Below are 25,659 nucleotides of genomic sequence, written 5' to 3'. Positions count from 1 at the left end.
ATTATTTTTAATATATCTTCAAAAAAAATAATTTTATTTTTACCTGTATTTATAGGATATTTTTTATGAAAAAAGTACTCATTGTCTATTATTCTTCTTATGGTCATATTGAGACAATGGCTAAATCTATTGCGGAAGGTGTTCAATCTATCGGTATAGAGGCTGTTATTAAGCGTGTTCCTGAAACTATTTCAGAAGAAAGTATTCGTCGTAATAATTTCAAAACAGATCAAATTGGTGAAATTGCTACGGTTGAAGAGCTACCCGATTACGATGCCATTATTGTAGGAGCGCCGACCCGTTTTGGACGTTTACCTTCTCAAATGGCATCCTTTTGGGAAAAGACAGGCGGATTATGGACTAAAGGTGCCTTGATTGGTAAAATTGGTGCGGCCTTTACCTCGACTGCAACGCAACATGGTGGACAAGAACAGACGCTCTTTTCCTTGCTCGTCAGCCTATTGCACCATGGTATGGTTATAACAGGTTTACCTTATTCCTTTGCCGGACAATCCCGAATTGATGAAGTTACGGGTGGGTCGCCTTATGGAGCGACAACTATTGCGGGTAGTGATGGCTCTCGCTCGGTTAGTGAAAATGAAAAGCAAGGGGCACATTTTCTAGGTGCTCATGTCGCTACACTTGTCAAAAGAATGAACCATTAATTAAATATTAAAAAGTATATTTTATTATTTTCTATCAGGTCAGAAATAAAATTTTTGACCTGAATTTTATTTCGAATGACGAAGATTTTTTACGATAGTGATTTATTTATAAAATAACTGTAACAAATATATTAACGTAATATATAATTTTTATTATTCTATAATGAAGTATATTTTAGGATATAGCGTTATCTTTAAATAAATTAACAAATTTATAAGTATTTATAATAATATTTCTATAGGGTTATGGTATGATTTTTATCAAAAGATAGTTTGCTTTTTACCAAAAAAAATTCAACTATAAGTTTAAGACTACAAAAGTAGCTATAACAAGGGTGAACTTCAAATCTATGAACAACTATATCAGACTTTATCAAAATAGTAATTTTTAATTTCTTATGGCGCCTTTTTCTTCTCTTAGGAGCGCTTCTATCGTAGCATCTACTTCATTGATTGGCGAAAGCGCCATCATGCAGGAAATACGATACTTAATTAAACAAGTTGCCCCTACTGCTGCATCGGTCTTGATTACGGGACCTTCTGGTAGTGGGAAAGAAATGGTTGCGTCTTCTATACATGTATCTAGCACCCGCAAAGAGGGCAATTTTATCCCTGTTAACTGTGGCGCTATTCCGCGAGATTTACTTGAATCTGAGTTATTTGGCCATGAAAAGGGCGCTTTCACAGGGGCTGTCGGACAAATGCGTGGGCGTTTTGAAGAAGCCGATGGGGGTACGTTATTTCTGGATGAAATCGGAGATATGCCCTTTGATATGCAAGTAAAATTATTACGTGTTTTAGAAGACAGCATCATAACGCGGGTAGGGGGGCGAAATCCAATCCGCGTGGATACACGGATTATTTCAGCGACCCATCGGGACATTCATACAGCGATCCAAAATAACGGCTTTCGGGAAGATTTGTTTTATCGATTAGCTGTCTTTCCTATTCACCTACCCTCCTTAGCAGAGAGAGCCGAGGATGTGCCCTTATTGGCTGATTATTTCTGTGACCGATTACCTGAAAAACACCAATTTCACTTTACTTTGGATGCTCTGGACTATCTGATTCAATATACATGGCCGGGTAATATACGCGAATTACGTAATTTAATCGAACGGACCTCTATTCTCTATGCAGGTCAGACGGTTGATGTTGAGCAGACCCAAAAACTACTGAATTTAGCTATCGTTAGTCAGCCTATCGAACGGGAGACATTATGGGATCTGAGTAGCCCGCCGTCTTCATTGGCGCAGACATCTGACGATTCAGAAGTTTCGCTTTCCCCAACAGAAAGCAAATTGAAATCAACATCGTCACAGTTCAATAATGAAATTATCTTTTCTGATTTTCCATCACCGGGTGAGCCTACTAAGCTTAAAGATTTAGTTTCAGAATTAGAATGTCGCTATATTGAGGCAGCTCTAAAAGCGGCCAATAACACGGTTTCTGATGCAGCACGCCTTTTAGGGCTACACAGAACAACGCTTATTGAGAAAATGAATAAATATAAAATAAGTCGATCTTAAATTCCGACAGATCTTTTTAAAGGATCGTTACTCAAAACAGATCTGTCGGAAATACGATTAAAGGAGATTATGGATATAAGAACTCGCTCTGCCAGCGACCATCGTTTAATGTGAATAATTCACGTTCATGCAATCTGAATTCGCGGTCATTCCAGAATTCCATACGTACAGGTGCCAAACGGAAACCCGTCCAGTATGGGGGGCGCGGAACGGGCTTACCTTCATATCGTGCGGTAATGTCTTCTATGCGTTTTTCAAAAACATCACGAGCAGGTAGCGGGCGAGATTGTTCGGAAGCCCATGCACCTAATTGGGATTTGCGCGCACGAGAGGCAAAATAAGCATCCGCTTCAGCATCAGAAATAAGGGTAACAGGTCCTTCAACACGCAGCTGGCGACGCAGATTTTTCCAGTAAAATAGTAAGGTAGCAACAGGATTTTCTAATAGTTCATGGCCTTTACGGCTACCAAGATTGGTATAAAAGACAAAACCCCTTTCATCATGTCCTTTCAATAACATCATACGTACACAAGGAAAGCCTTCCTTGCTTGCGGTTGCGAGGGCCATGGCTGTTGGATCTTCTGTTTCAGCTTTTTTAGCTTCATCCATCCAGTCGTCGAAAATTTTGTGAGGATCTTGAGTCATATAATCGACCTAAACCAATTAATCGGACAAGAAAAGTCAGTTACAAAATCTCTCTATCAGGGTTATTTATTGGGCAACAGAAGACTTGAATCCCCATAAGAATAAAAACGATAACCCGTATCAATGGCATGTTGATAGGCAGACATCATCGTTTCACGCCCCATTAACGCTGAAACTAACATAAACAAAGTGGATTTAGGGAGATGAAAATTGGTCATCAACCCGTCAATCACACGAAAACGATAGCCGGGCGTTATGAAAATATCCGTTTCATCACAGAAAGGATGAACGATGCCTTGTTCATCCGCTGCACTTTCGACCAAACGAAGGCTAGTCGTTCCCACGGCAATAATGCGACCGCCTTGGGCTTTGGTCGCATTGATTTTATTCGCTGTCACAGCATCAATATGACCCCATTCACTATGCATCACATGGTCACGACTATCTTCTACCTTGACAGGTAAGAAGGTGCCAGCCCCTACATGTAAAGTGAGCATAGCATGATCAATATGCGCTTGCTTTAAACGTTCCAGTAAGTTTTCAGTAAAATGTAAGGAAGCCGTTGGGGCTGCAACAGCGCCTTGTTTCTCAGCGAAAATAGTTTGATAATCTTGCCGATCTTGATAGTCAGCTGGCCGTTTATTGGCGATATAAGGCGGTAACGGCATTTGACCGACACGGTCTAATAATATTTCAACAGGCTCATTGCCTAAAAATTCAAACAGAACCGATCCGTCTTCATCACGATTGATCACACGCGCAGAAGCCTCTTGTCCAAAATCAACAATATCTTCGGCTTTTAATCGCTTGGCATTGCGAACAAAGGCGCGCCACTGACGCAGCCCTTCTCGCTTAATCATATTGGCACTGATGCGAGCGTTATTCTTTTTACCTTCCAAATAGGCCGGAATTACGCGCGTATCATTAAAAAGTAAGAGATCACCTGCTTTCAATAAATCTGGCAAATCTCCGATGTGATAATCGCCAATTTTCGTATCATTTACCTGCAATAAACGCGCGGATTCACGCGGTGTTGCAGGCCGTAAAGCAATCGATTCCGATGGAAGATTAAAGTCAAAAAGATCAACCCGCATACCGTAAACTCATTCCATCCTCGATTTAAAATAGGAATAATCAATCAGATTATTGCGTTTTCATTATTTATTCTGTGAAGGGGGCGGCACCGAAGGGGCTGGGGCTGGATGCGAATTGCCTCCCATGAAATTCATCAGATACCTTTTTTTCAAAGCTTCTTCTTGCTGTCGCTGGGCTTCAATATTAGCCAGTTCTTGCTTTTCGACGGCTGCTTTTACTTCTTCATCACTTGGTGGATGAATTTTATCAGATCCAATTGAGGCTCTTATAATAAGCGATGGATGCGCCGGAGGTTCGCCTTTTTCGACCGCATCGACATATTCCATGCCAGAAACGACGCGCCCTATGGCCGTATATTCTCCATCAAGCGAAAAATTAGGCTGATAGACGATAAAAAATTGGCTGTTAGCACTGTCCCGTTCTTGGGCTCTGGCCATGGAAACTTCGCCTCTTACATGCGGCATATCATTGAATTCTGCCGGTAAATTGGGAAGTGTGGATCCTCCTGATCCGTCGCCTTTAGGATCACCTGTTTGAGCCATAAAATCATCAATTACACGATGAAATTTTAAACCATTATAGAAACCTTGGCGTACCAAAATCTTAATACGCTCTACACTTTTGGGCGCTTTATCCGGTCTCAACTGAATAACGACACGACCGCCGGTTGATAAATCAAGATTAAGCGTATTATCTGGCGTCAATTCAGGTATAGGCGCTATATCCGGCAAGGCTTGTTGCTGGGTTTTTCGAACGATTTTTCTTATTTCCTGAGGATCGGCCGTTAATTCTTGTTCTTTTTCCTTACCGTGTTTTTGCGCTGAAAGCGGCGATACTATCAAAAAAAACACTAGAATAGCAGGGATGCTTTTAAATATATTTTTAAAGAGCATGCTATTAAAATCCTCCTAGGCCGCTATCCTACGATCGCTCCTATTATGCCTAATATCGCTATTATAAAGGCTATTGTCGTCATTCTAGGCTGTATGCAATGTTAATTATAGCTTATTCAAACGACGAAAATATAAAATTACAGACTAAAATCAGAATAGAAAACAGGTTTTTCCAAGATTATGATGATGGTATCATAGCTTCCCGCCGTTTTTCCCGCATGCGTTGTTGCAATTTCTGAGCGACATGGGGGGAAACGAAGGGCGTGATGTTTCCTTCGTAAAAGGCAACTTCTTTTACTAATCGTGAAGCTATCGGCTGCAAAACGCAGTCTGCCATCAAAAACATCGTTTCGATTGTGTTATCTATTTGTTGGTTCATACCTGCCATCTGATATTCATATTCGAAATCGGCAACAGCTCTTAACCCACGTAAAATGACAGAAGCGCCTTGCGCTTGCACACAATGCATAAGCAAAGAATCATAGGTGATCACTTCGATTTGACTATCGGGCGATGTCTCTAAAATTTCTATCTCATGCCTGACCATCGCGGCTCTTTCATCAGAAGAAAAAAGAGGAGATTTCCCCGGGTTATCGGCGATGGCGACAATCAAATGATCAAAAATACGGGCGCCCCGTCGAATAATATCAACATGTCCCAAGGTGATGGGATCAAACGTGCCGGGATATATAGCAATGCGTTTTTGTGCTTTATGCCCGATGGTCATACCCTGAAAATTCCTTCACCTCTTAAACGGCAAAATATTTCAGCCTATTTTGCCGTTTAAGATTTAAGCGAATAATAAAATTTAATGATCACGGGCTACAATATAACGCGCAATACCGCGTAAGAAATCGGCTTCTTCTCCAAAAATGGAGAGATGTGCAATTGCTTGATCCACTAAAGCGGTAGCTTGTGAACGGGCTTTTTCAAGCCCTAACAAGGATAGGAAAGTAGCTTTACCTGCCGCGGCATCTTTACCGACGGCTTTGCCGGCAATAGCCTCATCTCCTTCAGCATCGATAAGATCATCGGCAATCTGGAAAGCTAACCCTATATCCCGAGCATACGCTTTCAGGCGATCGCGGACATCTTTATTCTGCCGTCCCATAATGGCACCCGCTTCCAGACAAAAGCCAAACAAAGCCCCCGTCTTAAGCTGTTGTAAGCGCGTAATAGTCGGCAGATCAAAAGGTTCGGCAGAGGTTTCGGCTGCAAGGTCAATGGCCTGTCCACCCACCATGCCATCTTTACCCGAGGCAATAGCCAAAGCCTTGACTAATTCAAGCCGGACATTGGGATCAGCATGTATCTGCTCATCAGCTAAAATTTCAAAAGCCAAAGCTTGCAAAGCGTCACCGGACAAAACCGCAGAGGCGTCATCAAATGCCTTATGGACGGTTGGCTTACCACGCCGTAAATCGTCGTTATCCATGCAGGGCATATCATCATGAATAAGCGAATAAACATGGATACATTCAATAGCCAATCCTACGCGTAAGGCTGCTTTACGATCCACATTAAATAAAGCACAAGTGGCAACCACCAAGAGGGGACGTAAACGTTTACCGCCTCCAATAGCTGCATAACGCATGGCTTCGATTAAGCGGGTACGGGGATCTTCCGGTATAGATAATTGCTTGTCGAATAATTCATCAATATCCTGAGCAACCTGTTCCATCGCCGTCTTAAGATTATGCACTGTATCCATTATTTACTCCGCATCAAAAGGACGGACATTTTGGGGTTTGCCGTCCTGATCCAGGCTGATCTGTTCAATTTTTGCCTGTGCTGCTTTTAACCTGGCTTCACACTGTTTTTTTAGGGCATCACCTTGGCTATACATCCGGATAGAGTCATCAAGGGTTGTATCCCCGCTTTCAAGGCGATGAACGATTTCTTCCAGCTTTTTTAAAGCTTCCTCAAAGCTCAAATCAGATATTGGTTTTTCTTGGCTCATAGCGTGGTTTGACCGGTTTTCAAGAAAGATAAATCCTCTATCAGCCGGTCATTTCCTTATTTTTTTTTGCTAAAAGGATCAACAAAGCCTTTATATTGGCTTTCCTGTTCACTGGCGTGAATTTCTTCAGCTGTGCGTTCCTGATTTTCACGTTTGCGATGAAGGTAACGGATCATAGCTTCCCGTTCACCTGCAAGCGTTGCATCAAAGGGTGAGGGTTCCTCTTTTTCTTTATCTTTGTCCAATTTGGCTACTACAGCGTCTAATTCACGCTGTGAGGTCAACCCCAGTGTTACCGGATCTTTTGGTACAATGTTGATCATGTTGAAATGGGTACGATTGCGAATTTTGGCAATCGTTTCACGGGTTGTTCCGATCAGTTTAGAAATCTGCCCATCGGATATTTTGGGATGATTAGCAATAATCCATGCAATACCATCTGGTTTGTTTTGACGCCGTGAAATAGGCGTATAACGCGGCCCTTTTGGGCGACGATGCTGTTCAGGGGTAATCTGAATAGCCAGACGGTAGTTAGGATCTTTCTGACCTTTTTCGATTTCTTCCAAAGTCAGTTCACCGGCACGAACCGGATCTCGACCCGCTAATTTGGTAGCAGCTGTGTCATCGGCGATGGCCTGCACTTCTAAAATGTGCAAGCCACAAAAAATGGCAATCTGTTCAAAACTAAGCGAAGTATTATCGACAAGCCAGGAGGCTGTCGCGTGAGGCATGAGCGGCTGGGCCACAGCAAAATTCTCCTGAAGATTGCACCCCGTTACGGCGAGGCCTACATAATAAAAGGGCCACCCGTTGAAGGATGGCCTTAGCGTATTTTCTTACCCTTACCTTGTCATGAGGTTAAGAGCAAGCTGGATATAGGCGGAAGCCGAAATCCTGTGCGTTTTTTAAGCCGATAAGCTGTGACAATTATATCTCTTTGGGTGGGAGATAGAGAGGCTGAACGAGCAATTAACATTGCTACAATGATAAAAAAATCTAAATCGCATTAGGGCAAAACGAAAACGCTCTAAAAATGTATAAAGTTTTTAAAATTTCTTCGGAAAGAAGATGCAAAATGCGAAGATTTGCATGGTTATTGCTCTTTTGGTTTTGTGATCCGATTATTTCACCGGCTTGGGGAAATATAACAGCCTCTGAACCTCAAGGTATTGTCGATATTCTTCACAACCACGGCTATGATGCCAGCTTAACGCATGTAGCCGATGGTGACCCGATGATACGCTTTCATTTTTTAGAAAAGTCTATCCAGATACTTTTCTATGGATGTAACCGTGGGCATAACTGCCAATCTTTACAATTAAGTACGGGATACGACCTTCCAAACGGTATTAGCTTTGATCGTATCAATCTTTGGATGCGGGGGCATCGCTGGGCCAAAGTATATCTGGATACGGACATGGATCCTTATCTTCAATATGATATTCCAACCGTACCCGATGGCATAGCAGACAAGCTGTTTCTGGTTATGATATCTTCATTCGGATCTTCGGTTGAAGATTTCTCACGATTTATTAACTTTAAGCATAATTGAGCCTATTTTTTTAACATAAAAAAGGCTTTTTTCTTATTTAAAAACAATTTTAATAAGCAGCTCAATCTCTGTTTTTTATAGGCCTTTCAAAAGACGTTTTATTATGATCTATCTTGATTATCAGGCCACCACCCCTTTGGCACCAGAAGCCAAAATAGCTATGCTGCCTTGGCTGGAAGAAACCGCCAATCCCCATTCTCCTCATAGAATGGGGCGAAAAGCGGCAGCCGCTATTGCTATTGCCGAAGAACAAATCTTGACCTTATTGCCAGACGCTGGAAGCGGTCAGCTTGTTTTTACATCAGGGGCAACTGAAGCCCTTAATTTGGCTATAAAAGGTTTGTGGTTTTCTGAAACGAACCATAAACGTAAAATTGTTACGTTAGAAACCGAACATGCAGCGACCTTAGATAGCGTACAATACCTAAAAAGACAGGGTGCTGAAATCGTAACCCTTCCCGTAGATGCTGATGGTATTGTCGATTTAGAAGCGGCAGCGTCGGCTATTGATGAAGATACTGCGCTTGTTACGGCTATGCTCGTCAATAATGAAATCGGGGTAATTCAGCCTATTTCCGAATTAATTATTTTAGCTCATAAAGTAGGTGCCCCTTTTTTATTAGATGCTGTCCAAGGATATGGGCGCATTTCGGTGCCTCAAAATTGTGATATGATTGCGCTTTCTGCGCATAAAATCCATGGCCCGATAGGTGTCGGGGCTTTATGGATTAAAAAAGGCCTTAAACTTACGCCTCTTTTACATGGGGGCCATCAACAGGGAGGGCTACGATCCGGTACGCTTAGCCCCGCGCTTTGTGCCGGTTTTGGGGCCGCCGCTGTCGTAGCCGCTAAGCAACAATCCCATGATTTAAAGCATGTAACAGCGTTATTTATGCTGGCACGCGAAAAAATGGCCAATTGGACTCTTAATGGCCCTGTTAATCCGCGATGGAAAGGTAATCTTAATCTTTATCAGGAAGGGATTGATTCTGCTCGTCTGATTGCCACTACTCGTAATGTAGCTTTTTCTGCAGGTTCCGCTTGTTCTAGCGGCGCAGCCCGTCCTAGCCATGTTTTAAAAGCGATTGGCCTTTCTCAAAAGGCACTGCGAGGCAGTATTCGCCTTGGTTTCGGGCGCTACACCACAGTCACAGAGCTCATGACTGCTTTGGATTCCATACAGGAAGCGGCGGCTGAGCAACAACAAGGCTGGTCAGCTCTTTAAAAGAGCGGGATGCAGAATATGTCTATTCATGTGCATTTCGCCATGGAAAAAAATATTATGGTAATAGCCGCACAAGGCGACAGAGTGCTAGATGTGGCATTGAAGGTGGGCTTACCTATTTAAAGGCACCTGTGATAATGATTTAACCTGTGCGACCTGTCATGTGATTATTGCCCCGAAAATTTTGGTCAGGTGCCTTCTGTAACCGAAATGGAAGAGAATATGCTAGACCTTGCCTTCAATCTTGAACCCAATTCACGCGTGGATTGTCAGGAACACTTGCCGAAATGTCAGAATTTCACTGTTTATCTTCCCTGAACAATAAAAATTACAATTTGACCCAAAAATGACAAAATACCCTGCTCAGATTTCTGAATTATCTTGATATTTTTCTTTTCACTATGGACTTGATAATTGGTGGTGAATGCTACATATGCACCAACGGAAGTCGAGCGGACGATGCTGTCGCCAACCCGGTCAGATCCGGAAGGAAGCAGCCGTAACGAATTTGCGTCGGGTCGTTTCGGCTTCCACTCTTTTATCAATGAATCTGCTTTTTCCCTTCTGATTGAGATTTTTCTCTCAGCTTTTTTCTGAATAATTTGTATTCAATTTGTTTTTGAAAATTGGTTTTCATTCTTCCTCGATTTCCGTCGTTCCCTTACAACGTGTCATGCATTAGTTTTATTCTATGGTTGATTCTTCCTCTTCGATTACCCCTTATCGGGTTTTAGCCCGTAAATATCGTCCACAGCATTTTTCTGATCTTATTGGTCAAGATGCTATGGTGCGGACGCTCGGTAATGCGATCGCGCGGGATCGATTGGCCCATGCTTTTTTATTAACGGGCGTTCGCGGTGTCGGTAAAACCTCTACTGCCCGATTGATTGCAAAAGCATTGAACTGCATTGGCCCCGATGGAAAGGGGGGCATGACCATAGATCCTTGTGGTAACTGTGAGCCCTGTCGAGCTATTGCCGAAGGGCGACATATTGATGTCATTGAGATGGATGCCGCATCGCACACCGGGGTCGATGATATTCGGGAAATTGTTGAATCTGTCAGATATGCTTCGGTTTCAGCGCGATTTAAAGTCTATATTATAGATGAAGTACATATGCTTTCCAAAAATGCTTTTAACGCTTTGTTAAAAACATTAGAAGAACCCCCTGTACATGTGAAGTTTATCTTTGCCACGACCGAAGTAAATAAAGTGCCAATTACAGTTTTATCCCGTTGTCAACGTTTTGACCTACGGCGAATATCTTCTTCTTTACTAGCGGAATACTTCACGAAAATTGCCCACCAAGAACAGGTCGTAGCGGAAGATGAAGCTTTAGCCTTGATCGCCAAAGCCGCAGAGGGCTCCGTTCGTGATGGTCTTTCTATTTTAGATCAAGCTATTGCTCATAGTGCAGGGCAAGTTATCGCTGCTGATGTCCGCGATATGCTGGGTTTATCGGATGGAAGCGTTATCCGATCTTTGTTTTCGGCCTTACTGCAGGGGCAAGGTGCAGAGGTTCTCGATCATATTAAAGCCCAGTATGATTTAGGAATAGAACCAGAGGCTTTAATTCAAGGATTATTGCAGATTGTCCATGCTGTCACGCGTAGTAAAATGGGTCGACCAGAACAACAATCTATAAGAAGTACTGAAGAACAAAGATGGCTTTCTGATTTAGGACAAAAGTTGTCCTTTCCTGTTCTTCATCGGCTGTGGCAACTTTTATTAAAAGGCCATCAGGAAGTGCAAACGGCAACGTTACCTTTAGAGGCGGCAGAAATGGCCCTTTTACGGGTCGTTCATGCCAGTCAACTTCCTGATCCTGTGGCCATTATCAATCATCTTAAGATCTCGGGACAACAATCAGCGGTAGTTTCACCCCCTTCTTCTGATGAAAGACGGGGAATGGACCCTATAATATCTGATCAGAATTTGGGCGATGGATCTGAAATCTCAAAAAAAAACACTTTTGAAGACGGTACTGAAGCGGTAGCTAGCAAAAGCACTCCATCTTTACCTCATGAGCGGGAGCCTACTCATACAGTATCCCAAGACAGTAGGGCGAACAGCCCCTCTGCGCCTATAGAAGAATGGGATAATAACAGCTCTGATGGACCCGTTATTTTACCTCCAACTACATCTCAGCCGATAGAAAGCGTAGCTTCATCATGCGCTTCCTCAAAAGAAAATTTTGATCAAGATATAGATATTAATAATAGCTCTTTTCCGTCTGATTTCCAGAGTTTAACAGAAACACTTTTTGGTTCTGGTAATGCCCTTATTGGTCATTGGTTAGAAGATTATGGACGATTGATTACGTATAATCCGCCTAAATTGGTTCTCGAAGCGCACCCTCGTCTTACCCGAGAATTCCATCAAAAATTAATGCAGGCCCTGAAAAATCTAACAGGAGAGATTTGGGAAGTTATTTTTTCAAAAGAACAAACAGGAAATTTAAGTTTCAGAGAACAGGATTTAGCACAGAAGAAAGCTGAAAAAGAAGCGCTTCTTAATATGCCTATCATTAAAACAGTGTTTGAAATTTTTCCAAATGCGCAGTTAGTAGAATAACTTTTGTTTTTGAATAAGGCTCTTTCTAAAGCTTTGTCGCCAAGCTAAAATGAATCTTCATAGTATAAAGGTTTCGTGATGGATCTCGAAAAAATGATGAAGGCAGCGCAAGAAGCTGCTCAACAATTACAGGCACAGATGGGTGAAGCTCAAGCTAAACTGGATACTATCCCCGTTGAAGGCGCGTCAGGTGGTGGACTGGTGAAAATTAAAGCCACAGCAAAAGGCCGTGTTACTGGCGTTGAAATTGATGACAGTTTGTTGGTACCTGCCGAAAAGCAAATGTTAGAAGATTTAATTGTTGCCGCTGTCAATGATGTTCGCGCCAAAGCGGAAGAAGCAAGTAACGGTGAGATGTCAAAGATGACACAAGGTATGCCCTTACCACCCGGTCTTAATTTACCGCTTTAAAGCGACTTTCGGAAGGGGATATCCCCTTCCGAATAAAGGCTGTTTTACAAACGCGGTAGGGTGACGCCTTTTTGTCCCATATATTTTCCAGAACGATCTGAATAACTGATTTCACAGGGTTCATTGCCTTGCAAAAACAAAAACTGGCACGCACCTTCGCCTGCATAAATTTTAGCTGGTAATGGTGTTGTATTAGAAAATTCTAGGGTCACATGACCTTCCCAACCCGGCTCCAAAGGCGTCACATTGACGATAATGCCGCAACGGGCATAGGTTGATTTGCCAAGACAAATTACCAGAACATCTTTGGGGATACGAAAATATTCAACGGTGCGGGCCAAGGCAAAGCTGTTTGGCGGGATGATACAAACCTCTGTTTTACGATCAACAAAACTGTTGGAGGCGAAATTCTTTGGATCAACAGTAGCGGAATCAACATTTGTAAAAATTTTAAATTCATCAGCTACCCGTGCATCATACCCATAAGAAGACAATCCATAGCTGATACAGCCATCACGCCGTTGACTTTCAACAAATGGTTCGATCATTGCTTGCTGTTGGGCCTGCTCGCGAATCCAGCGGTCAGACATGATCGACATTCTTAATTCCTTTTTTAATTAGCTTTTGTGGATTTAATTTTTGGATATTCAGGATTCCGTAGCCGTAATGCCAAGATCATCGGGGCCAAAATTAAAAGGGATTAATTCTGATAATTTATGCTCTTTGATCAAGTCACCTTCGGCAGATGCACAATAGACAGTTAAATCACATTGGCTCACCTGAGCAGCTTCGTTCAATATCTGACGGCATCGACCACAGGGATAAACAGGATTTTTTCCGATAAGGAAACCATCTTTTTGACGTTTCCCACCTATAATGGCGATTGCAACAATATTTTTAAGGTTACCCGTATTATTAGCTATCGCTACGGCAACCGTCTCAGCACATAAGGTAAGGCCATAGCTCGCATTTTCAAAATTAGTACCGGTTATGATCGATCCATCTTGTAATAAAACTGCAGCACCCACAGAAAAACCTGAATAAGGGGAATAAGATTGCTTCATAGCCTGACGGGCTTTATCTACAAGTGATTGCGCTTTATCCTTAGGTCCTTCATATTTATAATTGGATTCGGTCATACATGTTATCCTCCGCTTAACCTGAAGATAGCCTATCAAAAGCCCGCAAAACCCCTCCTAGAAGAAAAAAGACGAAGGACAGATTCTGCATGGCAGAAGTATTAACATTGGCATCTAATTTGCAAGAAAAAGACATCGGGGTACCTGCGAATATTCAAGCAGAAGCGGCGCTTCTAGGTGCCCTTTTAATTGATAATCGCCTTGCAGAAGATGTTCAGGTTAAACTTCGTGCCGAACATTTTTTCGACCCTACCCATGGTCTGATTTATCAGACTATTATGCGCCAGATTGATCGTAATCAGCATGTTACACCCGTTATTCTGCAACCTCTTCTTGAAAAAGACCCCGGTTTACAGGCCAAGGGCGGCATAAAATATGTTGTAGAGCTTGCACAACACCATGCTGCTTTGTTGGGGGTTCGGGATTTCGCTGCCCAGATTTATGATCTTGCCCTTTTACGGGAACTAATCAGTGTCGGGCGAGAGATGGTCGATAATGCTATGGATACTCAAGGCATCATTGATCCTCTATCTCAAATTGAAGAAGCGGAGGCTTCTCTTTATCGTGTTGCCGAATCCGGTGTTACCGAAGGGGGCGTTAAAAGTTTTGCACAGGCGGCCAATATTGCTGTTAAAGCAGCCGAAATGGCGCTTTATTCAGGGGCCAATCTTTCTGGTATTACAACAGGACTGGATACGGTTAATGCCAAGATTGGCGGGTTGCATCGTTCTGATCTTCTGATTCTAGCGGGTCGCCCTGGCATGGGTAAAACGGCCTTTGCAACCAATGTCGCCTTTAATGCGGCACAGCGTTATATGTATGATATCCGTAATGGCCTCAAGCCAGAAGAAAGTGCAGGGGCGCCTGTTGCATTTTTTAGTCTAGAAATGTCTGCTGATCAGTTGGCAACTCGTCTTTTGGCGGAACAATCGCAATTATCTTCTGAAGACCTGCGTATGGGGAAAATTCGCAAGGAAGAATTCCGTAATCTTGCACGCGCGGCCACTGAATTGGAAGAGTTACCGCTTTATATTGACGATACCCCCGGTTTGACTATCGCCAGTTTGCGTACCCGTGCTAGAAGGTTAAAACGCCGACATAATATTGGTTTATTGGTTGTTGACTATCTTCAACTTTTGCATGGCTCGGGTAAAGCAAATGATAATCGGGTAAATGAAATTTCAGAAATCAGCCGTGGACTAAAAACTTTAGCAAAAGAACTCGATATTCCTGTGCTAGCCTTGTCCCAGCTGTCCCGTGCTGTGGAACAGCGTGAGGATAAACGCCCCCAGCTTTCTGATTTACGAGAATCCGGTTCTATTGAGCAGGATGCAGATATTGTCTTGTTCGTCTATCGTGAAGAATATTATCTCCAATCGCGTGAACCGAAAAGAGCAGCCGAAAAGAGCGATAGTCCGATTGATGCCCGTGTTGATGAAGAACACCGAATATGGCAACAGTCGATGGAACAAGTCTATAATATGGCCGAACTGATTGTCGCCAAACAGCGACATGGGGCAACAGGTAAAGTACGTTTAAGATTTGAAAGCCGTATCACCCGTTTTTCAGATCCCGTTGATGATAATTATATGCCTTCCGAAGAGAGAGTGTAAGGATACTTACTTATATCGAATTCTAAAAGGTCCTTTCTAAACTACAAGCTGAATAGGGTAAGATGTATGGGGAATAAGGCTATTAGTACAATGTCTGATAAAGACCACGATCATGACCATGATCATAGCCATCACCACAGTCACGGAACAGGGCATCACCACCACCATGAAATCAATGCCCATAATAGCCGTAGCTTTAGCATTGGTATTATTATCAATTTAGCCTTTATCTTTGTAGAAATAGGTTATGGGCTTGCCTCGGGTTCCTTGTCCCTTATTGCTGATGCAGGGCATAATCTTTCTGATGTACTGGGATTAGCCTTATCTTTAGCGGCGCTTCTGGCTGAAAAATTACGTCCCACAGCTCGATTTACCTATGGTTACCGATCCTCTTCTATTTTAGCCGCTCTTTTTAACGCCTTATTTTTATTTGTTGCCTGTGGGGCTATTGGATGGGAAGCTATTCGGCGTTTTTCTGATCCTGTCGCCGTTCCAGGTGGCACTATTATGATAGTTGCCGGGATCGGTATTATTATCAATTTTGCTACGGCTTTATTGTTCAAAGATGGGCAGGAGGAGCTTAATCGTCATGCAGCTTTTCTGCATATGCTCTTAGATGCCTTGGTCTCAGCGGTTGTTGTGCTTTCAGGCTTAATCATCAAATTAACAGGATGGCACTGGATAGATCCGACCTTAAGCTTGGGGATTGTTGTCGTCTTGCTGTGGAGTAGTTGGGGGCTTGTTGTTCGGTCTTTTTCTCTTGCCCTTAATGGGGTTCCCCCGTCGATAGACCTCGACGCTGTTATTGCACGTTTGCGCAGCTTGCCAGATGTTACAGATGTCCATCATATCCATGTATGGCCGGTAAGTACGAGTGAGACAGCCATGACGGCGCACATCGTTAAATCCCAGATCGAGAATAACGATGGTTTTATCGATCAAGTCAGTGACATCTTGAAAAAAGAATTCAATATCGGACATGTAACCTTACAAATTGAACATGGTAGCCGTCACCATGAACCGTTATGTATGCCTGTCTGATATTTGATCGGACAAATTTGATAGCTACATTTTAAAGTGCCTTTTTATTAAAAAAGGTACTGTTTTTTAGTGTCTAATTTGTCACAGATAAGGCAACTATGCTCTTTGTAGGATTTATTCCGGTTGTGATAAAGGTCTCTTATCTTTACCGGACATAATGTCCGGCAATTTATACTCCGAAGGGCTGTATACGCGATCTGATACTGTAAGATTGTGTATTTTGAGCCAATCAGTAAAATCTGAATCCAGAGTATAGCGCCGTTATTTCCGCTTATTGGAGGCGTATAAGGGGTATATCGTGCAAGATCAAAATCAGGTGGATAAAGATAAGCCTGTATTGGTAACCGGTGTTTCCGGATTTGTCGGATCTGCGGTAGCGCGGTCATTGGCGGAACAAGGATACAAGCTGCGCGGTATGGTGCGCCCCAGTAGCCCGCTTACTAATATTCGCGATTTCCCCGGCGAAATCGTTTATGGTGACCTTGATGATCCCCCTTCCTTAAGAGAACCTCTTTCAGGATGTGGCGCTCTTATTCATGTCGCGGCTGATTATCGGCTTTGGGCACCCGATTCTCAGGAAATTATCCGACATAACCGTCAGCATACGCAAGCTATTATGACGGCGGCGCTTTATCTTGATATTAAGCGTATCGTTTATACAAGTAGCGTCGCGACATTGGCACCGGGACACGGACATCCTAGCGACGAAACGCGCCCTCTTACACCAGAACGCGCTATTGGGGCCTATAAACGCTCCAAAGTAGAGGCCGAAAGATTGGTGGAAAGGATGATCGCAGAGCAAGGCTTGCCTGCCGTGATTGTCAATCCCTCTACCCCTATCGGGCCTGGTGATGTTAAACCAACGCCGACAGGTCGGATTATTGTTGAAGCGGCGACAGGTAAAATGCCCGCCTATGTCAATACAGGTCTCAATCTAGCTCATGTTGATGATGTTGCTGATGGACATGTGAAGGCGCTTGAAAAAGGAATTGTGGGCGAACGATATATTCTGGGGGGTACAGATGTCCCTCTGGGTTTGATGTTGGCTGAAATTGCCCGACAGGTTGGTCGGAAACCGCCTAAAATCGCTTTACCACGCTGGCCCCTCTTTCCTTTGGCCTGGGGCGCCGAGGCTTTCGCTAAATTAACTAAAATTGAACCCTTCGTAACCCGAGATGCCTTAAAAATGGCGGGTTATCATATGTATTTTTCTTCTAAAAAAGCAGAACGCCTATTGGGATACAAAGCGCGGCCCTGGCAGCAAGCTATCACCGATGCCCTGCAATGGTTTCGGGAAGAAGGTATGTTATGATGGTGGTGACCCTTCTAGGTTTACTATCACTTAGCATATGGATCGGGCTTTTGTTTTTTCATGGCGGATTCTGGCTTTGCCTGGAACGCGATGATCGTCCTTTCCCAAAATTGGAAATATGGCCGGATGTAGTAGCCGTTGTGCCAGCACGAAATGAGGCGGATGTTATTGATAAAACTATTCGGTCTTTACTGACGCAAGACTATCCCGGAAATTTCAGAATTATTCTGGTGAATGATGGCTCCGAAGATAATACGGCAGAAGTCGCTGTAGCAACGCTTCAAGACTGTCAGGCCGACAATCTGGTTATTTTGGATGGAAAGCCCGTTCCCAGCGGATGGGCGGGTAAATTATGGGCTGTGGAACAAGGGATTAAAGCCGCGGGATCTGTAAAATGGTTATGGTTAACCGATGCTGATATTGCCCATAAACAGGATACTTTACGGATGTTAGTAGCGAAAGCTGAAGAGGAAGGGCTGGTTTTCCATTCTCTTATGGCCCGTTTGAGCTGCAACAATTTTGCTGAATGGGCCCTTATTCCTGCTTTTGTTTTCTTTTTTCAGATGCTTTATCCTTTCCGATATATCAACGATCCAAAGCGTAAAGTTGCAGGTGCAGCCGGAGGATGTATGTTGACGGATCGAATAAGCCTTGAAAATGCGGGTGGCATCAGTTCAATCCGTCATGCTATTATTGATGATTGCAGCTTAGGCGCCATCATGAAAAAACAGGGTAAAATTCGCCTATCATTGACAAATCGTTCGCTGAGTATTCGTCCCTATCTTAATTTTAAAGAAATCGGACATATGATTTCCCGCTCGGCCTATGCGCAATTGCGATATTCGCCTATTCTTTTAGCTTTAACCCTAATCGGTATGGGAATTGTTTATTTGATACCGCCGTTTTTGGCGTTATTGGGGCATGGAACTGCGGCTTGGATCGGAATAGCCGGATGGGTTATGATGGCCCTTGCTTTTCAGCCGATTTTACATTTTTATCATCGATCCCCTTTATGGGGTATAGCACTTCCTTTAATCGCAGCCTTTTATAGCGGTGCAACCTTTTTTTCTGCAGTGCATGTATGGCAAGGGCGAGGTGGTATGTGGAAGGGACGTGCGCAAGCACGGATAGGTCTGTGAGAACAAAAACAAAAGATAGATTAGAGGCTGTCGCTTTAGCTTCTGGCAAAGGGCATCAGGATGAGAATTTTCCTGTCGCCTCTTTTTTGATAAACCCCAAATATCGTCCGGTTATTTTGGCTTTTTATCAGTTTGCCCGACATGCTGATGATGTAGCGGATAATGCAACGGCCAGTAAAAAAGATCGACTGTCTATTCTTGAAGAAATGCGGGCCAGTTTAACGGGCGAAAGCCAAAACGATACTGATGCCGTCATTCTTCGGGAAACGCTCCTTAATCATCATTTGGAACAGGCCTCGGTCCATGGGCTTGATCTTTTGGAAGCCTTTCGACGGGATGTCTCTATAAATCGCTACAAAGATTGGGATGCCCTAATCGACTATTGTCGTTATTCGGCAGCACCAGTTGGGCGTTTTGTTTTAGATGTTCATGGGGAATCCCGCAACCTTTGGCCTATGAATGATGCCTTATGTACGGCGTTACAAATTATCAATCATTTGCAAGATTGTGGCAAAGATTATAGAATGTTGAACAGGGTCTATATACCCACCGATATTATGGAAGCGGTGGGTGCCTCAATGGGGGATTTAGGTCGGTTCCACGCCTCTTTAGCTTTACAGCAAGCGATTTCTACCCTTGCTTTAAAAACTATGCAGCTTTTAAAGCGTTCAGCGGGATTTTCTGAAGCGATTCAGGATCGTCGTTTGGGCGTTGAGGTCGCCGTTATTCAACGGTTGGCTGAAAGTTTGACAAAACGTTTAATAAAGCGTGATCCATTATCTGAGCGCGTTCATCATAATAAGGCTGAAGCTTTTGGGTTAGCCTTTATCGCTGCTGCAGGGAGAGTATTTTCTTAATGAAGCTTGCCAAAAAAAATACTCTGGCAGAAGAGACCTCTAATACTGTTTCAGAAACGCGTGCAATAAGCAGCGGGGCAAAAAATAGTAGCTTTTATATCGGTATGCGCGTTTTGCCGCTCTTAGAGCGGGAAGCCATGTATGCAGTCTATAGCTTCTGTCGCCAAGTTGATGATATCGCTGATGATTTAGAAGGTAGTGCGCAAGAAAGAGAACACGCACTGGAACAATGGCGATCTGATATTGACGCTCTTTACAATGGGAAATCCTGTGGCCAGGCGCGTTTTCTTAAGGAAAGTGTTGCTCATTTTCATTTGAAAAAAGAAGATTTTGTCGCTGTCATTGATGGCATGGCTATGGATCTGAAAGGCCCTATTCAGTTTCCTGATGAAGCAACCCTTGATCTTTATTGTGATCGAGTGGCCTCGGCAGTTGGGCGCATGTCTGTTCGCATTTTTGGTATGGATACCGAAATCGGCGAGCAACTTGCTTACCATTTAGGACGTGCTTTACAGCTTACTAATATTCTGCGGGATCTGGATGAAGATGCGACGATTAATCGCTGCTATCTGCCTCGTGAACCTTTAGAAGCCGCCGGTATACCCCTCGATATTGATAAGGCTTTAAGCGATCCTCGATTAGATAGTGTCTGTCGCGCTCTGGCTTGGCAAGCCGAAGGCCATTATGCGGCATCTGACCATATTATTATAGGACGTCCTAAAGGACATCTTATCGCACCCCGCCTGATGGCGGCCGCCTATTCTGCGTTATTACGAAAAATGCTGGCACAAGGCTGGAAAGCCCCTAGAAAAAAAGTACGCCATAACAAGCTAGCTCTTTTGTGGACATTGCTCAGACTTAAGGTTGTTTCATGAGCATTACGCATATTGTAGGCGCCGGGTTGGCTGGCTTATCAACGGCTGTAGCGCTTTCTAAAGCTGGTAAGTCAGTAAGAATTTATGAAGCGGCGGCACGGGCTGGTGGACGTTGCCGCTCTTACTATGATAAAAAATTAGATATGGTCATTGATAATGGCAACCATATGCTATTATCCGGAAATAAATCTGCCCATTCTTATTTAAAAACTATTGGTGCCGATCATAATTTTAGCGGCCCTAGTCATGCAGATTTTTCTTTTTGTGACCTAAAAGACAGAGAACGTTATACCATAAAGCTAAATAACGGGCGTTTACCATGGTGGTTTTTTCTCCCGCATAATCGCGTGCCACACAGTAAAATAATGGATTATTTAGCCTTAACGCGGCTATTATTTTCTAAAGCTGATAGTAAAATCGGCGATATTCTTCCAACACAGAATAGCTTGTGGCATAAGCTGCTGGATCCCTTCTTTGTCGCGGTTCTTAATACTCCCGCCAAAGAAGGCTCTGCGCGTTTAGCCGAAAAAGTTATCAAAGAAAGTTTGCTAAAAGGTGGCCACGCGTGCTTACCACGTATAGCAAAACCTGATTTAGCCAGCGCTTTTATCGATCCAGCACTTCTTTATCTTAAAGAAAAAGGGGTCGAAGTAAACTTTAACAAACGTCTTCGTCAGATAGATTTTTCTGATCATTATGCTGTAACGTTAGATTTTGGTAGTGAAAATATAACCTTGGAGAAGGGCGATAAGCTTGTTATCGCCCTGCCATCATGGGTCGTTTCTGATTTATTGCCCAATATTGAAACACCTAATGCATATCAGTCTATTATTAATGCGCATTTTTGTGTAAAGCCTCCTGCCGGTATCGCACCTATTATGGGTGTTATTGGTGGAACAGCCGAATGGATATTTGCCTTTCCAGATCGATTATCTGTTACCATCAGTGCTGCCAATGCTCTACTTGAGGAAGATCGAGAAACTCTGGTAAATCGTATTTGGCAGGATATTACCACTGTATATGCTTTAAATCAGAAATTACCGTCTTGGCAGATTGTTAAGGAGAAAAGGGCAACCTTTGAAGCAACACCTGAACAAAACAATCGGCGGCCACCCGCAACGACCTGTTGGCATAATCTGTTTTTAGCCGGCGATTGGACCCGTACGGGACTGCCCGCCACTATAGAAAGTGCTATCCGATCAGGGCATATAGCAGCTGATCTGGTTTTATCTGATTGATTTCATAGAGAGCTGATAAATGACCCTATCGACTTCTTCTGTTCCTAATTTGAGTATTTTGCCTGACAATATAGAACCTGTCATTGAAAAGGCGGCACAGGCATTACTGGATACCCAAAAGCAGGATGGCCATTGGGTGTTTGAGCTTGAGGCTGATGCTACCATTCCAGCCGAATATATTCTGCTCCGTCATTATCTGGGTGAACCAGAAGATTTAGAACTTGAAGCTAAAATCGGGCGCTATCTTCGCCGGATTCAAGGGGATCATGGCGGGTGGCCTTTATTTTATAAGGGCGGTTTCGATATTAGCGCGACCGTTAAGGCTTATTTTGCTTTAAAAATGATTGGGGATTCGCCTGATGAACCGCATATGCAGCGTGCCCGTGAAGAAATTTTAGCCCATGGGGGGGCTATCACCTCTAATGTATTTACGCGGTTACAGCTCGCTTTATATGGTGCCATTCCTTGGGAGACGGTTCCCCAAATGCCGGTAGAAATGATGCTTCTGCCGGATTGGTTCCCCATCCATATTAATAAGATGTCTTACTGGGCACGGACAGTTCTGGTTCCGTTATTGGTATTGCAGGCCGTTAGGCCCCTTGCCAAGAACCCTCGGGGTATCCTTGTCGATGAGCTTTTCGTTCCGGGGGCAACGGTCCCAGCACGGGCCGACGGTAAGTGGGTATGGAAAATCGGTTTTGGCGCATTAGATAAAGTACTGCACAAAGCAGAATCTTTTTGGCCTAAAGCTAATCGTAAAAAAGCGATTGATGCTTGTGTCAATTTTGTTTCCGAACGTTTGAACGGTGAAGATGGGTTAGGGGGAATTTATCCTGCTATTGCGAATAGCGTAATGATGTATGATGCTTTGGGTTATCCTGAAGATCATCCAGAACGGGCTATTGCCCGAAAGGCAGTCGAAAAGCTTTTAGTCTTCAATCCTGAAGAACAAGACAGTGATGATGAAATTTACTGTCAGCCTTGTTTATCGCCTATTTGGGATACCGCTTTAGCCGCCCATGCCATGTTAGAAGTGGGCGGTGATAAAGCTGAAAAAGCTGCAATTGATGCTTTGAATTGGTTGGAACCTCAACAGATTTTGGATGTTAAAGGGGATTGGGCTTGGCAAAAACCAGACCTTCGCCCCGGTGGATGGGCGTTCCAATATAATAATGCCTATTATCCTGATGTAGATGATACTGCCGTCGTCGTCATGGCGATGGACCGAGCTGGAAAATTACCAGAGATCGGCAGCAAATTTGAAGAGTCTAAATCGCGTGCCATAGAATGGACGCTAGGGATGCAAAGCGATAATGGCGGGTGGGGGGCTTTTGATGCCAATAACACCTATTATTATCTTAATAATATACCATTCGCTGATCATGGTGCTTTATTAGATCCGCCAACGGTTGACGTCTCTGCACGCTGTGTTTCTATGCTGGCGCAAGCGGGCAAAACGCTTCAAGATGATGATATGAAAACCGCTGTCCATTATCTTTTCCAGGAACAAGAAAAGGATGGGAGTTGGTTTGGGCGTTGGGGCGTCAATTATATTTATGGCACATGGTCTGCTCTTTGTGCTTTAAATGCCGCCGATATTCCTCATGACCATCTTAATATTCGTCGTGCTGTCCAATGGTTAGAATCCATTCAAAATGAAGATGGTGGCTGGGGCGAAGATTGTGACAGCTATGCTTTAGATTACAAAGGCTATCAACCTGCCGTGTCAACACCTTCCCAAACAGCTTGGGCTTTATTGGGGTTGATGGCTGTTGGCGAAACGGATTCTACAGCTGTTGCCCGTGGTATTAACTGGCTTGCTAACAATCAAGATGAACATGGTTTCTGGAAAGAAGATTACTATAGCGGTGGCGGATTCCCACGCGTTTTTTATCTTCGCTATCATGGGTATTCCAAATATTTTCCTCTTTGGGCTTTGGCGCGCTATCGTAATTTAAGCCGCGCTAACCAACCTAAAGTAGCTTATGGTATGTAATGAAATATTATTCGATAAGAGAATAGTAACCAAAAAAGAGTAATGTTTATACGGTCGGTTTTTTATCGGCCGTATTTTTTTCGCCGCATCACGCCGAGCAGGCAGGATAAATAACAAAGTAAAGGAGCGACATGCTTAGTCATATTCTGGCTGTCACCGGAATCGATCGTGAAGCTAAGGCTGCAGCACAATGTGATAAGGTATTATCTTTAACTAGTGGGGGGGATGCTCTTACCTTAGAGCGTTCACTCAACCAAATTATGCAGGCTAATACCATCTCTGGTTTAGTTAGCTTTGGTCTGGCAGGGGCTCTGGATACCGATTTAAAGGTCGGGGATTGGGTACTGGCTACTGCGGTAAAAGGCGGTTTTGAAGCAGAATGCGACTTAGGCTGGCAGGTCGTAATCCGAACATTTTTACCTTCAATTAAGAGCGGCATTTTTTATGCAGATGGTACTCTGATATCCGATATGTCAGAGAAAAAAAGAATTGCAGCGGATGAAAAGGCCATAGCGGTCGATATGGAATCGCATATTGTTGCTCGGATCGCTGAGCAATATAACTGCCCTTTTATTATTCTTAGAGTCATATCCGATCAGGCAGATCATACTTTACCGCCCGCGTTTTCTGTGGCGATGCGACCAGATGGTAGTGTCGATGTTCCGGCATTGTTAGGATCGCTTCTCTGTCATCCTACACAATTGCCCGCTTTCGTTACTGCCGCTAAGGCAGCAACGAAAGCTTTAAAGCAATTAAGCCGCGTCAATCTTCTTTTTGGAAGCAGCATCGGCTTTCCGGATTTCAGCTAAACGCTGCTGAACATGATCCGAAAAAACATCTTTTGCCCGTCGTTGATGGGCAAGACTAATATCAGGCACCATAGGGCCATCAGTCTTTATACCTTTTAAAGCAACCATCGCTGCTTTTAAGGGGTGGTGCACCGTATCAATAACGGCGGTAGCCTCGAAACCGGAATGCACCATGCAATCCTGACATTTTTCGTAGTTACCGACGCCATAATCATCCCACGCCGTTTCTTCCATCAATTCTTTGAAGCTTTTGGCGTAATCTTCACCTAGGAGATAGCAGGGACGCTGCCATCCAAAAACAGTGCGCGTTGGGTTGCCCCAAGGGGTGCATTTATAAGCTTCGTTACCCGCCAAAAAATTCAAAAATTGAATGGATTGATTGAATGGCCATTTATGCCCTTTTCCACGCTCAAAAAGATTACGGAAGAGCTTTTTGGTCGTGGTACGGTTCAGAAATTCATCCTGATTAGCGGCACGTTCATACGCATAACCCGGTGAAACCGTAATGCCATTAATACCGATAGCCTTCATACGGTCGAAGAATTTTGCAGTGCGTTCAGGATCTGCATCATTAAAGAGGGTACAGTTAATCGAAACCTGAAAACCCTTAGCCTTTGCTAGACGAATGGCTGCCTCGGCCGTTTCATAGACACCTTCCATGGAAACGGCACGATCATGCATCTCTTTGTCACCATCAAGATGTATCGACCATGTAAAGTTAGGGCGCGGTTCATACTGATCTACCTTCTTTGCAAAAAGCAAAGCATTGGTACAGCAAATGACAAATTTCCCTTTATCAAGGGCCCCTTTGACAATTTTCGGCATATCCCGATGCAAGAGTGGTTCACCACCTGCGATAGAAACGACAGGCGCTCCGCACTCATCAATCGCTGTCATACATTCATCATAAGACAACCGCTGATTAAGAATTTCGCTCGGATAATCAATCTTACCACAGCCCTGACAAGCAAGGTTACAGCGGAAAAGAGGTTCCAGCATTAAAACTAAAGGATAACGCTTCGTGCCTTTGATATGTTTCCCAACAATATAGGAACCAATCCGCAAGATTTGACTAAAAGGAATACCCAA

Annotated in this window: 25 protein-coding genes and 1 other RNA gene; 16 read left to right on the top strand and 10 right to left on the bottom strand. The window is 43.6% G+C overall.

Features of this window, described 5'->3' with window-relative positions; all coding sequences use genetic code 11:
- Positions 1-65: 65 nt before the first annotated feature.
- Positions 66-665, top strand: coding sequence for an NAD(P)H:quinone oxidoreductase (gene wrbA, locus ZYMOP_RS02140; protein WP_013933718.1), 600 nt, complete (start codon positions 66-68; stop codon positions 663-665).
- 398 nt (positions 666-1,063) lie between these two features.
- Positions 1,064-2,194: a sigma-54 interaction domain-containing protein gene (locus ZYMOP_RS02135; RefSeq protein WP_013933717.1), complete on the top strand. Its 1,131-nt coding sequence runs from the start codon at positions 1,064-1,066 to the stop codon at positions 2,192-2,194.
- A 67-nt stretch (positions 2,195-2,261) separates the two neighbouring features.
- Here the strand turns inward: ZYMOP_RS02135 and pdxH are convergent, their stop codons facing one another.
- The 7 genes from pdxH to ZYMOP_RS02100 all read right to left on the bottom strand — a co-directional run bounded on the left by pdxH (position 2,262) and on the right by ZYMOP_RS02100 (position 7,534).
- Complete coding sequence (gene pdxH, locus ZYMOP_RS02130; RefSeq protein WP_013933716.1) at positions 2,262-2,840, bottom strand: pyridoxamine 5'-phosphate oxidase; 579 nt, start codon at positions 2,838-2,840, stop codon at positions 2,262-2,264.
- A 62-nt stretch (positions 2,841-2,902) separates the two neighbouring features.
- On the bottom strand, positions 2,903-3,934 hold the full coding sequence (gene queA / locus ZYMOP_RS02125; RefSeq protein ID WP_013933715.1) for a tRNA preQ1(34) S-adenosylmethionine ribosyltransferase-isomerase QueA: 1,032 nt from the start codon (positions 3,932-3,934) through the stop codon (positions 2,903-2,905).
- A 63-nt stretch (positions 3,935-3,997) separates the two neighbouring features.
- Positions 3,998-4,828, bottom strand: coding sequence for a peptidylprolyl isomerase (locus tag ZYMOP_RS02120; protein WP_013933714.1), 831 nt, complete (start codon positions 4,826-4,828; stop codon positions 3,998-4,000).
- A 178-nt stretch (positions 4,829-5,006) separates the two neighbouring features.
- Positions 5,007-5,555: a pantetheine-phosphate adenylyltransferase gene (coaD, locus tag ZYMOP_RS02115; RefSeq protein WP_013933713.1), complete on the bottom strand. Its 549-nt coding sequence runs from the start codon at positions 5,553-5,555 to the stop codon at positions 5,007-5,009.
- An 81-nt stretch (positions 5,556-5,636) separates the two neighbouring features.
- Complete coding sequence (locus tag ZYMOP_RS02110; RefSeq protein WP_013933712.1) at positions 5,637-6,539, bottom strand: polyprenyl synthetase family protein; 903 nt, start codon at positions 6,537-6,539, stop codon at positions 5,637-5,639.
- A gap of 3 nt (positions 6,540-6,542) precedes the next feature.
- Positions 6,543-6,788: an exodeoxyribonuclease VII small subunit gene (locus ZYMOP_RS02105; protein WP_013933711.1), complete on the bottom strand. Its 246-nt coding sequence runs from the start codon at positions 6,786-6,788 to the stop codon at positions 6,543-6,545.
- A gap of 56 nt (positions 6,789-6,844) precedes the next feature.
- Positions 6,845-7,534 (bottom strand): DUF1013 domain-containing protein, encoded by a 690-nt coding sequence (locus ZYMOP_RS02100; RefSeq protein ID WP_013933710.1) that lies wholly within the window; start codon positions 7,532-7,534, stop codon positions 6,845-6,847.
- A 329-nt stretch (positions 7,535-7,863) separates the two neighbouring features.
- Here ZYMOP_RS02100 and ZYMOP_RS09190 point away from each other — a divergent pair, with 329 nt between their 5' ends.
- The 5 genes from ZYMOP_RS09190 to ZYMOP_RS02075 all read left to right on the top strand — a co-directional run bounded on the left by ZYMOP_RS09190 (position 7,864) and on the right by ZYMOP_RS02075 (position 12,551).
- The gene (locus ZYMOP_RS09190; protein WP_013933709.1) at positions 7,864-8,340 is read left to right on the top strand and encodes a YbjN domain-containing protein; all 477 of its coding nucleotides are present in this window, start codon (positions 7,864-7,866) and stop codon (positions 8,338-8,340) included.
- A gap of 103 nt (positions 8,341-8,443) precedes the next feature.
- Positions 8,444-9,565 carry a cysteine desulfurase family protein gene (locus ZYMOP_RS02090; protein ID WP_013933708.1) on the top strand — a complete coding sequence of 374 codons (1,122 nt, stop codon included), beginning with the start codon at positions 8,444-8,446 and terminating at the stop codon, positions 9,563-9,565.
- Between the two features lie 440 nt (positions 9,566-10,005).
- Positions 10,006-10,103, top strand: an RNA gene (gene ffs, locus ZYMOP_RS09250) — signal recognition particle sRNA small type.
- Positions 10,104-10,256: 153 nt separating this feature from the next.
- Positions 10,257-12,140 carry a DNA polymerase III subunit gamma/tau gene (locus ZYMOP_RS02080; RefSeq protein ID WP_013933706.1) on the top strand — a complete coding sequence of 628 codons (1,884 nt, stop codon included), beginning with the start codon at positions 10,257-10,259 and terminating at the stop codon, positions 12,138-12,140.
- 78 nt (positions 12,141-12,218) lie between these two features.
- Positions 12,219-12,551 carry a YbaB/EbfC family nucleoid-associated protein gene (locus ZYMOP_RS02075; RefSeq protein ID WP_013933705.1) on the top strand — a complete coding sequence of 111 codons (333 nt, stop codon included), beginning with the start codon at positions 12,219-12,221 and terminating at the stop codon, positions 12,549-12,551.
- A 44-nt stretch (positions 12,552-12,595) separates the two neighbouring features.
- On the opposite strand, the gene dcd is transcribed toward ZYMOP_RS02075, so the two are convergent.
- Together dcd and ZYMOP_RS02065 are read right to left on the bottom strand one after the other, a co-directional pair.
- The gene (gene dcd, locus ZYMOP_RS02070) at positions 12,596-13,150 is read right to left on the bottom strand and encodes a dCTP deaminase (protein WP_013933704.1); all 555 of its coding nucleotides are present in this window, start codon (positions 13,148-13,150) and stop codon (positions 12,596-12,598) included.
- 48 nt (positions 13,151-13,198) lie between these two features.
- Positions 13,199-13,690, bottom strand: a complete 492-nt coding sequence (locus ZYMOP_RS02065; protein ID WP_013933703.1) for a cytidine deaminase — start codon at positions 13,688-13,690, stop codon at positions 13,199-13,201.
- An 89-nt stretch (positions 13,691-13,779) separates the two neighbouring features.
- On the opposite strand from ZYMOP_RS02065, the gene ZYMOP_RS02060 reads away from it, so the two are divergent.
- The 9 genes from ZYMOP_RS02060 (at position 13,780) to ZYMOP_RS02020 (ending at position 24,570) form a co-directional block, all read left to right on the top strand.
- Positions 13,780-15,303, top strand: coding sequence for a replicative DNA helicase (locus ZYMOP_RS02060; RefSeq protein WP_013933702.1), 1,524 nt, complete (start codon positions 13,780-13,782; stop codon positions 15,301-15,303).
- 90 nt (positions 15,304-15,393) lie between these two features.
- On the top strand, positions 15,394-16,344 hold the full coding sequence (locus ZYMOP_RS02055; RefSeq protein ID WP_371851884.1) for a cation diffusion facilitator family transporter: 951 nt from the start codon (positions 15,394-15,396) through the stop codon (positions 16,342-16,344).
- A 298-nt stretch (positions 16,345-16,642) separates the two neighbouring features.
- The gene (gene hpnA / locus ZYMOP_RS02050; protein ID WP_013933700.1) at positions 16,643-17,656 is read left to right on the top strand and encodes a hopanoid-associated sugar epimerase; all 1,014 of its coding nucleotides are present in this window, start codon (positions 16,643-16,645) and stop codon (positions 17,654-17,656) included.
- Positions 17,656-18,795: a glycosyltransferase gene (locus tag ZYMOP_RS02045; protein ID WP_041581887.1), complete on the top strand. Its 1,140-nt coding sequence runs from the start codon at positions 17,656-17,658 to the stop codon at positions 18,793-18,795. Before hpnA ends, ZYMOP_RS02045 begins: the two co-directional genes overlap by 1 nt.
- On the top strand, positions 18,792-19,652 hold the full coding sequence (gene hpnC, locus ZYMOP_RS02040; protein WP_013933698.1) for a squalene synthase HpnC: 861 nt from the start codon (positions 18,792-18,794) through the stop codon (positions 19,650-19,652). The genes ZYMOP_RS02045 and hpnC overlap by 4 nt, the downstream gene beginning before the upstream one ends.
- The gene (gene hpnD, locus ZYMOP_RS02035; protein WP_013933697.1) at positions 19,652-20,527 is read left to right on the top strand and encodes a presqualene diphosphate synthase HpnD; all 876 of its coding nucleotides are present in this window, start codon (positions 19,652-19,654) and stop codon (positions 20,525-20,527) included. Before hpnC ends, hpnD begins: the two co-directional genes overlap by 1 nt.
- Positions 20,524-21,765 (top strand): hydroxysqualene dehydroxylase HpnE, encoded by a 1,242-nt coding sequence (gene hpnE, locus ZYMOP_RS02030; RefSeq protein ID WP_013933696.1) that lies wholly within the window; start codon positions 20,524-20,526, stop codon positions 21,763-21,765. Before hpnD ends, hpnE begins: the two co-directional genes overlap by 4 nt.
- 19 nt (positions 21,766-21,784) lie before the next feature.
- On the top strand, positions 21,785-23,761 hold the full coding sequence (shc, locus tag ZYMOP_RS02025) for a squalene--hopene cyclase (RefSeq protein ID WP_013933695.1): 1,977 nt from the start codon (positions 21,785-21,787) through the stop codon (positions 23,759-23,761).
- Between the two features lie 131 nt (positions 23,762-23,892).
- Positions 23,893-24,570 carry a phosphorylase family protein gene (locus ZYMOP_RS02020; RefSeq protein WP_013933694.1) on the top strand — a complete coding sequence of 226 codons (678 nt, stop codon included), beginning with the start codon at positions 23,893-23,895 and terminating at the stop codon, positions 24,568-24,570.
- Here the strand turns inward: ZYMOP_RS02020 and hpnH are convergent.
- On the bottom strand, positions 24,514-25,659 hold the full coding sequence (hpnH, locus tag ZYMOP_RS02015) for an adenosyl-hopene transferase HpnH (RefSeq protein ID WP_013933693.1): 1,146 nt from the start codon (positions 25,657-25,659) through the stop codon (positions 24,514-24,516). The two genes, ZYMOP_RS02020 and hpnH, sit on opposite strands and share 57 nt — an antisense overlap.

Origin of the sequence: Zymomonas mobilis subsp. pomaceae ATCC 29192, from assembly GCF_000218875.1 — a bacterium.
Taxonomy (GTDB): domain Bacteria; phylum Pseudomonadota; class Alphaproteobacteria; order Sphingomonadales; family Sphingomonadaceae; genus Zymomonas; species Zymomonas pomaceae.
The sequence above is the reverse complement of the archived record's forward strand: the minus strand, read 5'-3'. Positions and strand labels throughout refer to the sequence as shown.

Bases quoted from the DNA above. Each gene is read 5' to 3' on its own strand.
- wrbA (WP_013933718.1), top strand. From the start codon at position 66: ATGAAAAAAGTACTCATTGTCTATTATTCTTCTTATGGTCATATTGAG.
- ZYMOP_RS02135 (WP_013933717.1), top strand. From the start codon at position 1,064: ATGGCGCCTTTTTCTTCTCTTAGGAGCGCTTCTATCGTAGCATCTACT.
- pdxH (WP_013933716.1), bottom strand. From the start codon at position 2,840: ATGACTCAAGATCCTCACAAAATTTTCGACGACTGGATGGATGAAGCT.
- queA (WP_013933715.1), bottom strand. From the start codon at position 3,934: ATGCGGGTTGATCTTTTTGACTTTAATCTTCCATCGGAATCGATTGCT.
- ZYMOP_RS02120 (WP_013933714.1), bottom strand. From the start codon at position 4,828: ATGCTCTTTAAAAATATATTTAAAAGCATCCCTGCTATTCTAGTGTTT.
- coaD (WP_013933713.1), bottom strand. From the start codon at position 5,555: ATGACCATCGGGCATAAAGCACAAAAACGCATTGCTATATATCCCGGC.
- ZYMOP_RS02110 (WP_013933712.1), bottom strand. From the start codon at position 6,539: ATGGATACAGTGCATAATCTTAAGACGGCGATGGAACAGGTTGCTCAG.
- ZYMOP_RS02105 (WP_013933711.1), bottom strand. From the start codon at position 6,788: ATGAGCCAAGAAAAACCAATATCTGATTTGAGCTTTGAGGAAGCTTTA.
- ZYMOP_RS09190 (WP_013933709.1), top strand. From the start codon at position 7,864: ATGCGAAGATTTGCATGGTTATTGCTCTTTTGGTTTTGTGATCCGATT.
- ZYMOP_RS02090 (WP_013933708.1), top strand. From the start codon at position 8,444: ATGATCTATCTTGATTATCAGGCCACCACCCCTTTGGCACCAGAAGCC.
- ZYMOP_RS02080 (WP_013933706.1), top strand. From the start codon at position 10,257: ATGGTTGATTCTTCCTCTTCGATTACCCCTTATCGGGTTTTAGCCCGT.
- ZYMOP_RS02075 (WP_013933705.1), top strand. From the start codon at position 12,219: ATGGATCTCGAAAAAATGATGAAGGCAGCGCAAGAAGCTGCTCAACAA.
- dcd (WP_013933704.1), bottom strand. From the start codon at position 13,150: ATGTCGATCATGTCTGACCGCTGGATTCGCGAGCAGGCCCAACAGCAA.
- ZYMOP_RS02065 (WP_013933703.1), bottom strand. From the start codon at position 13,690: ATGACCGAATCCAATTATAAATATGAAGGACCTAAGGATAAAGCGCAA.
- ZYMOP_RS02060 (WP_013933702.1), top strand. From the start codon at position 13,780: ATGGCAGAAGTATTAACATTGGCATCTAATTTGCAAGAAAAAGACATC.
- ZYMOP_RS02055 (WP_371851884.1), top strand. From the start codon at position 15,394: ATGTCTGATAAAGACCACGATCATGACCATGATCATAGCCATCACCAC.
- ZYMOP_RS02045 (WP_041581887.1), top strand. From the start codon at position 17,656: ATGGTGGTGACCCTTCTAGGTTTACTATCACTTAGCATATGGATCGGG.
- hpnD (WP_013933697.1), top strand. From the start codon at position 19,652: ATGAAGCTTGCCAAAAAAAATACTCTGGCAGAAGAGACCTCTAATACT.
- hpnE (WP_013933696.1), top strand. From the start codon at position 20,524: ATGAGCATTACGCATATTGTAGGCGCCGGGTTGGCTGGCTTATCAACG.
- shc (WP_013933695.1), top strand. From the start codon at position 21,785: ATGACCCTATCGACTTCTTCTGTTCCTAATTTGAGTATTTTGCCTGAC.
- ZYMOP_RS02020 (WP_013933694.1), top strand. From the start codon at position 23,893: ATGCTTAGTCATATTCTGGCTGTCACCGGAATCGATCGTGAAGCTAAG.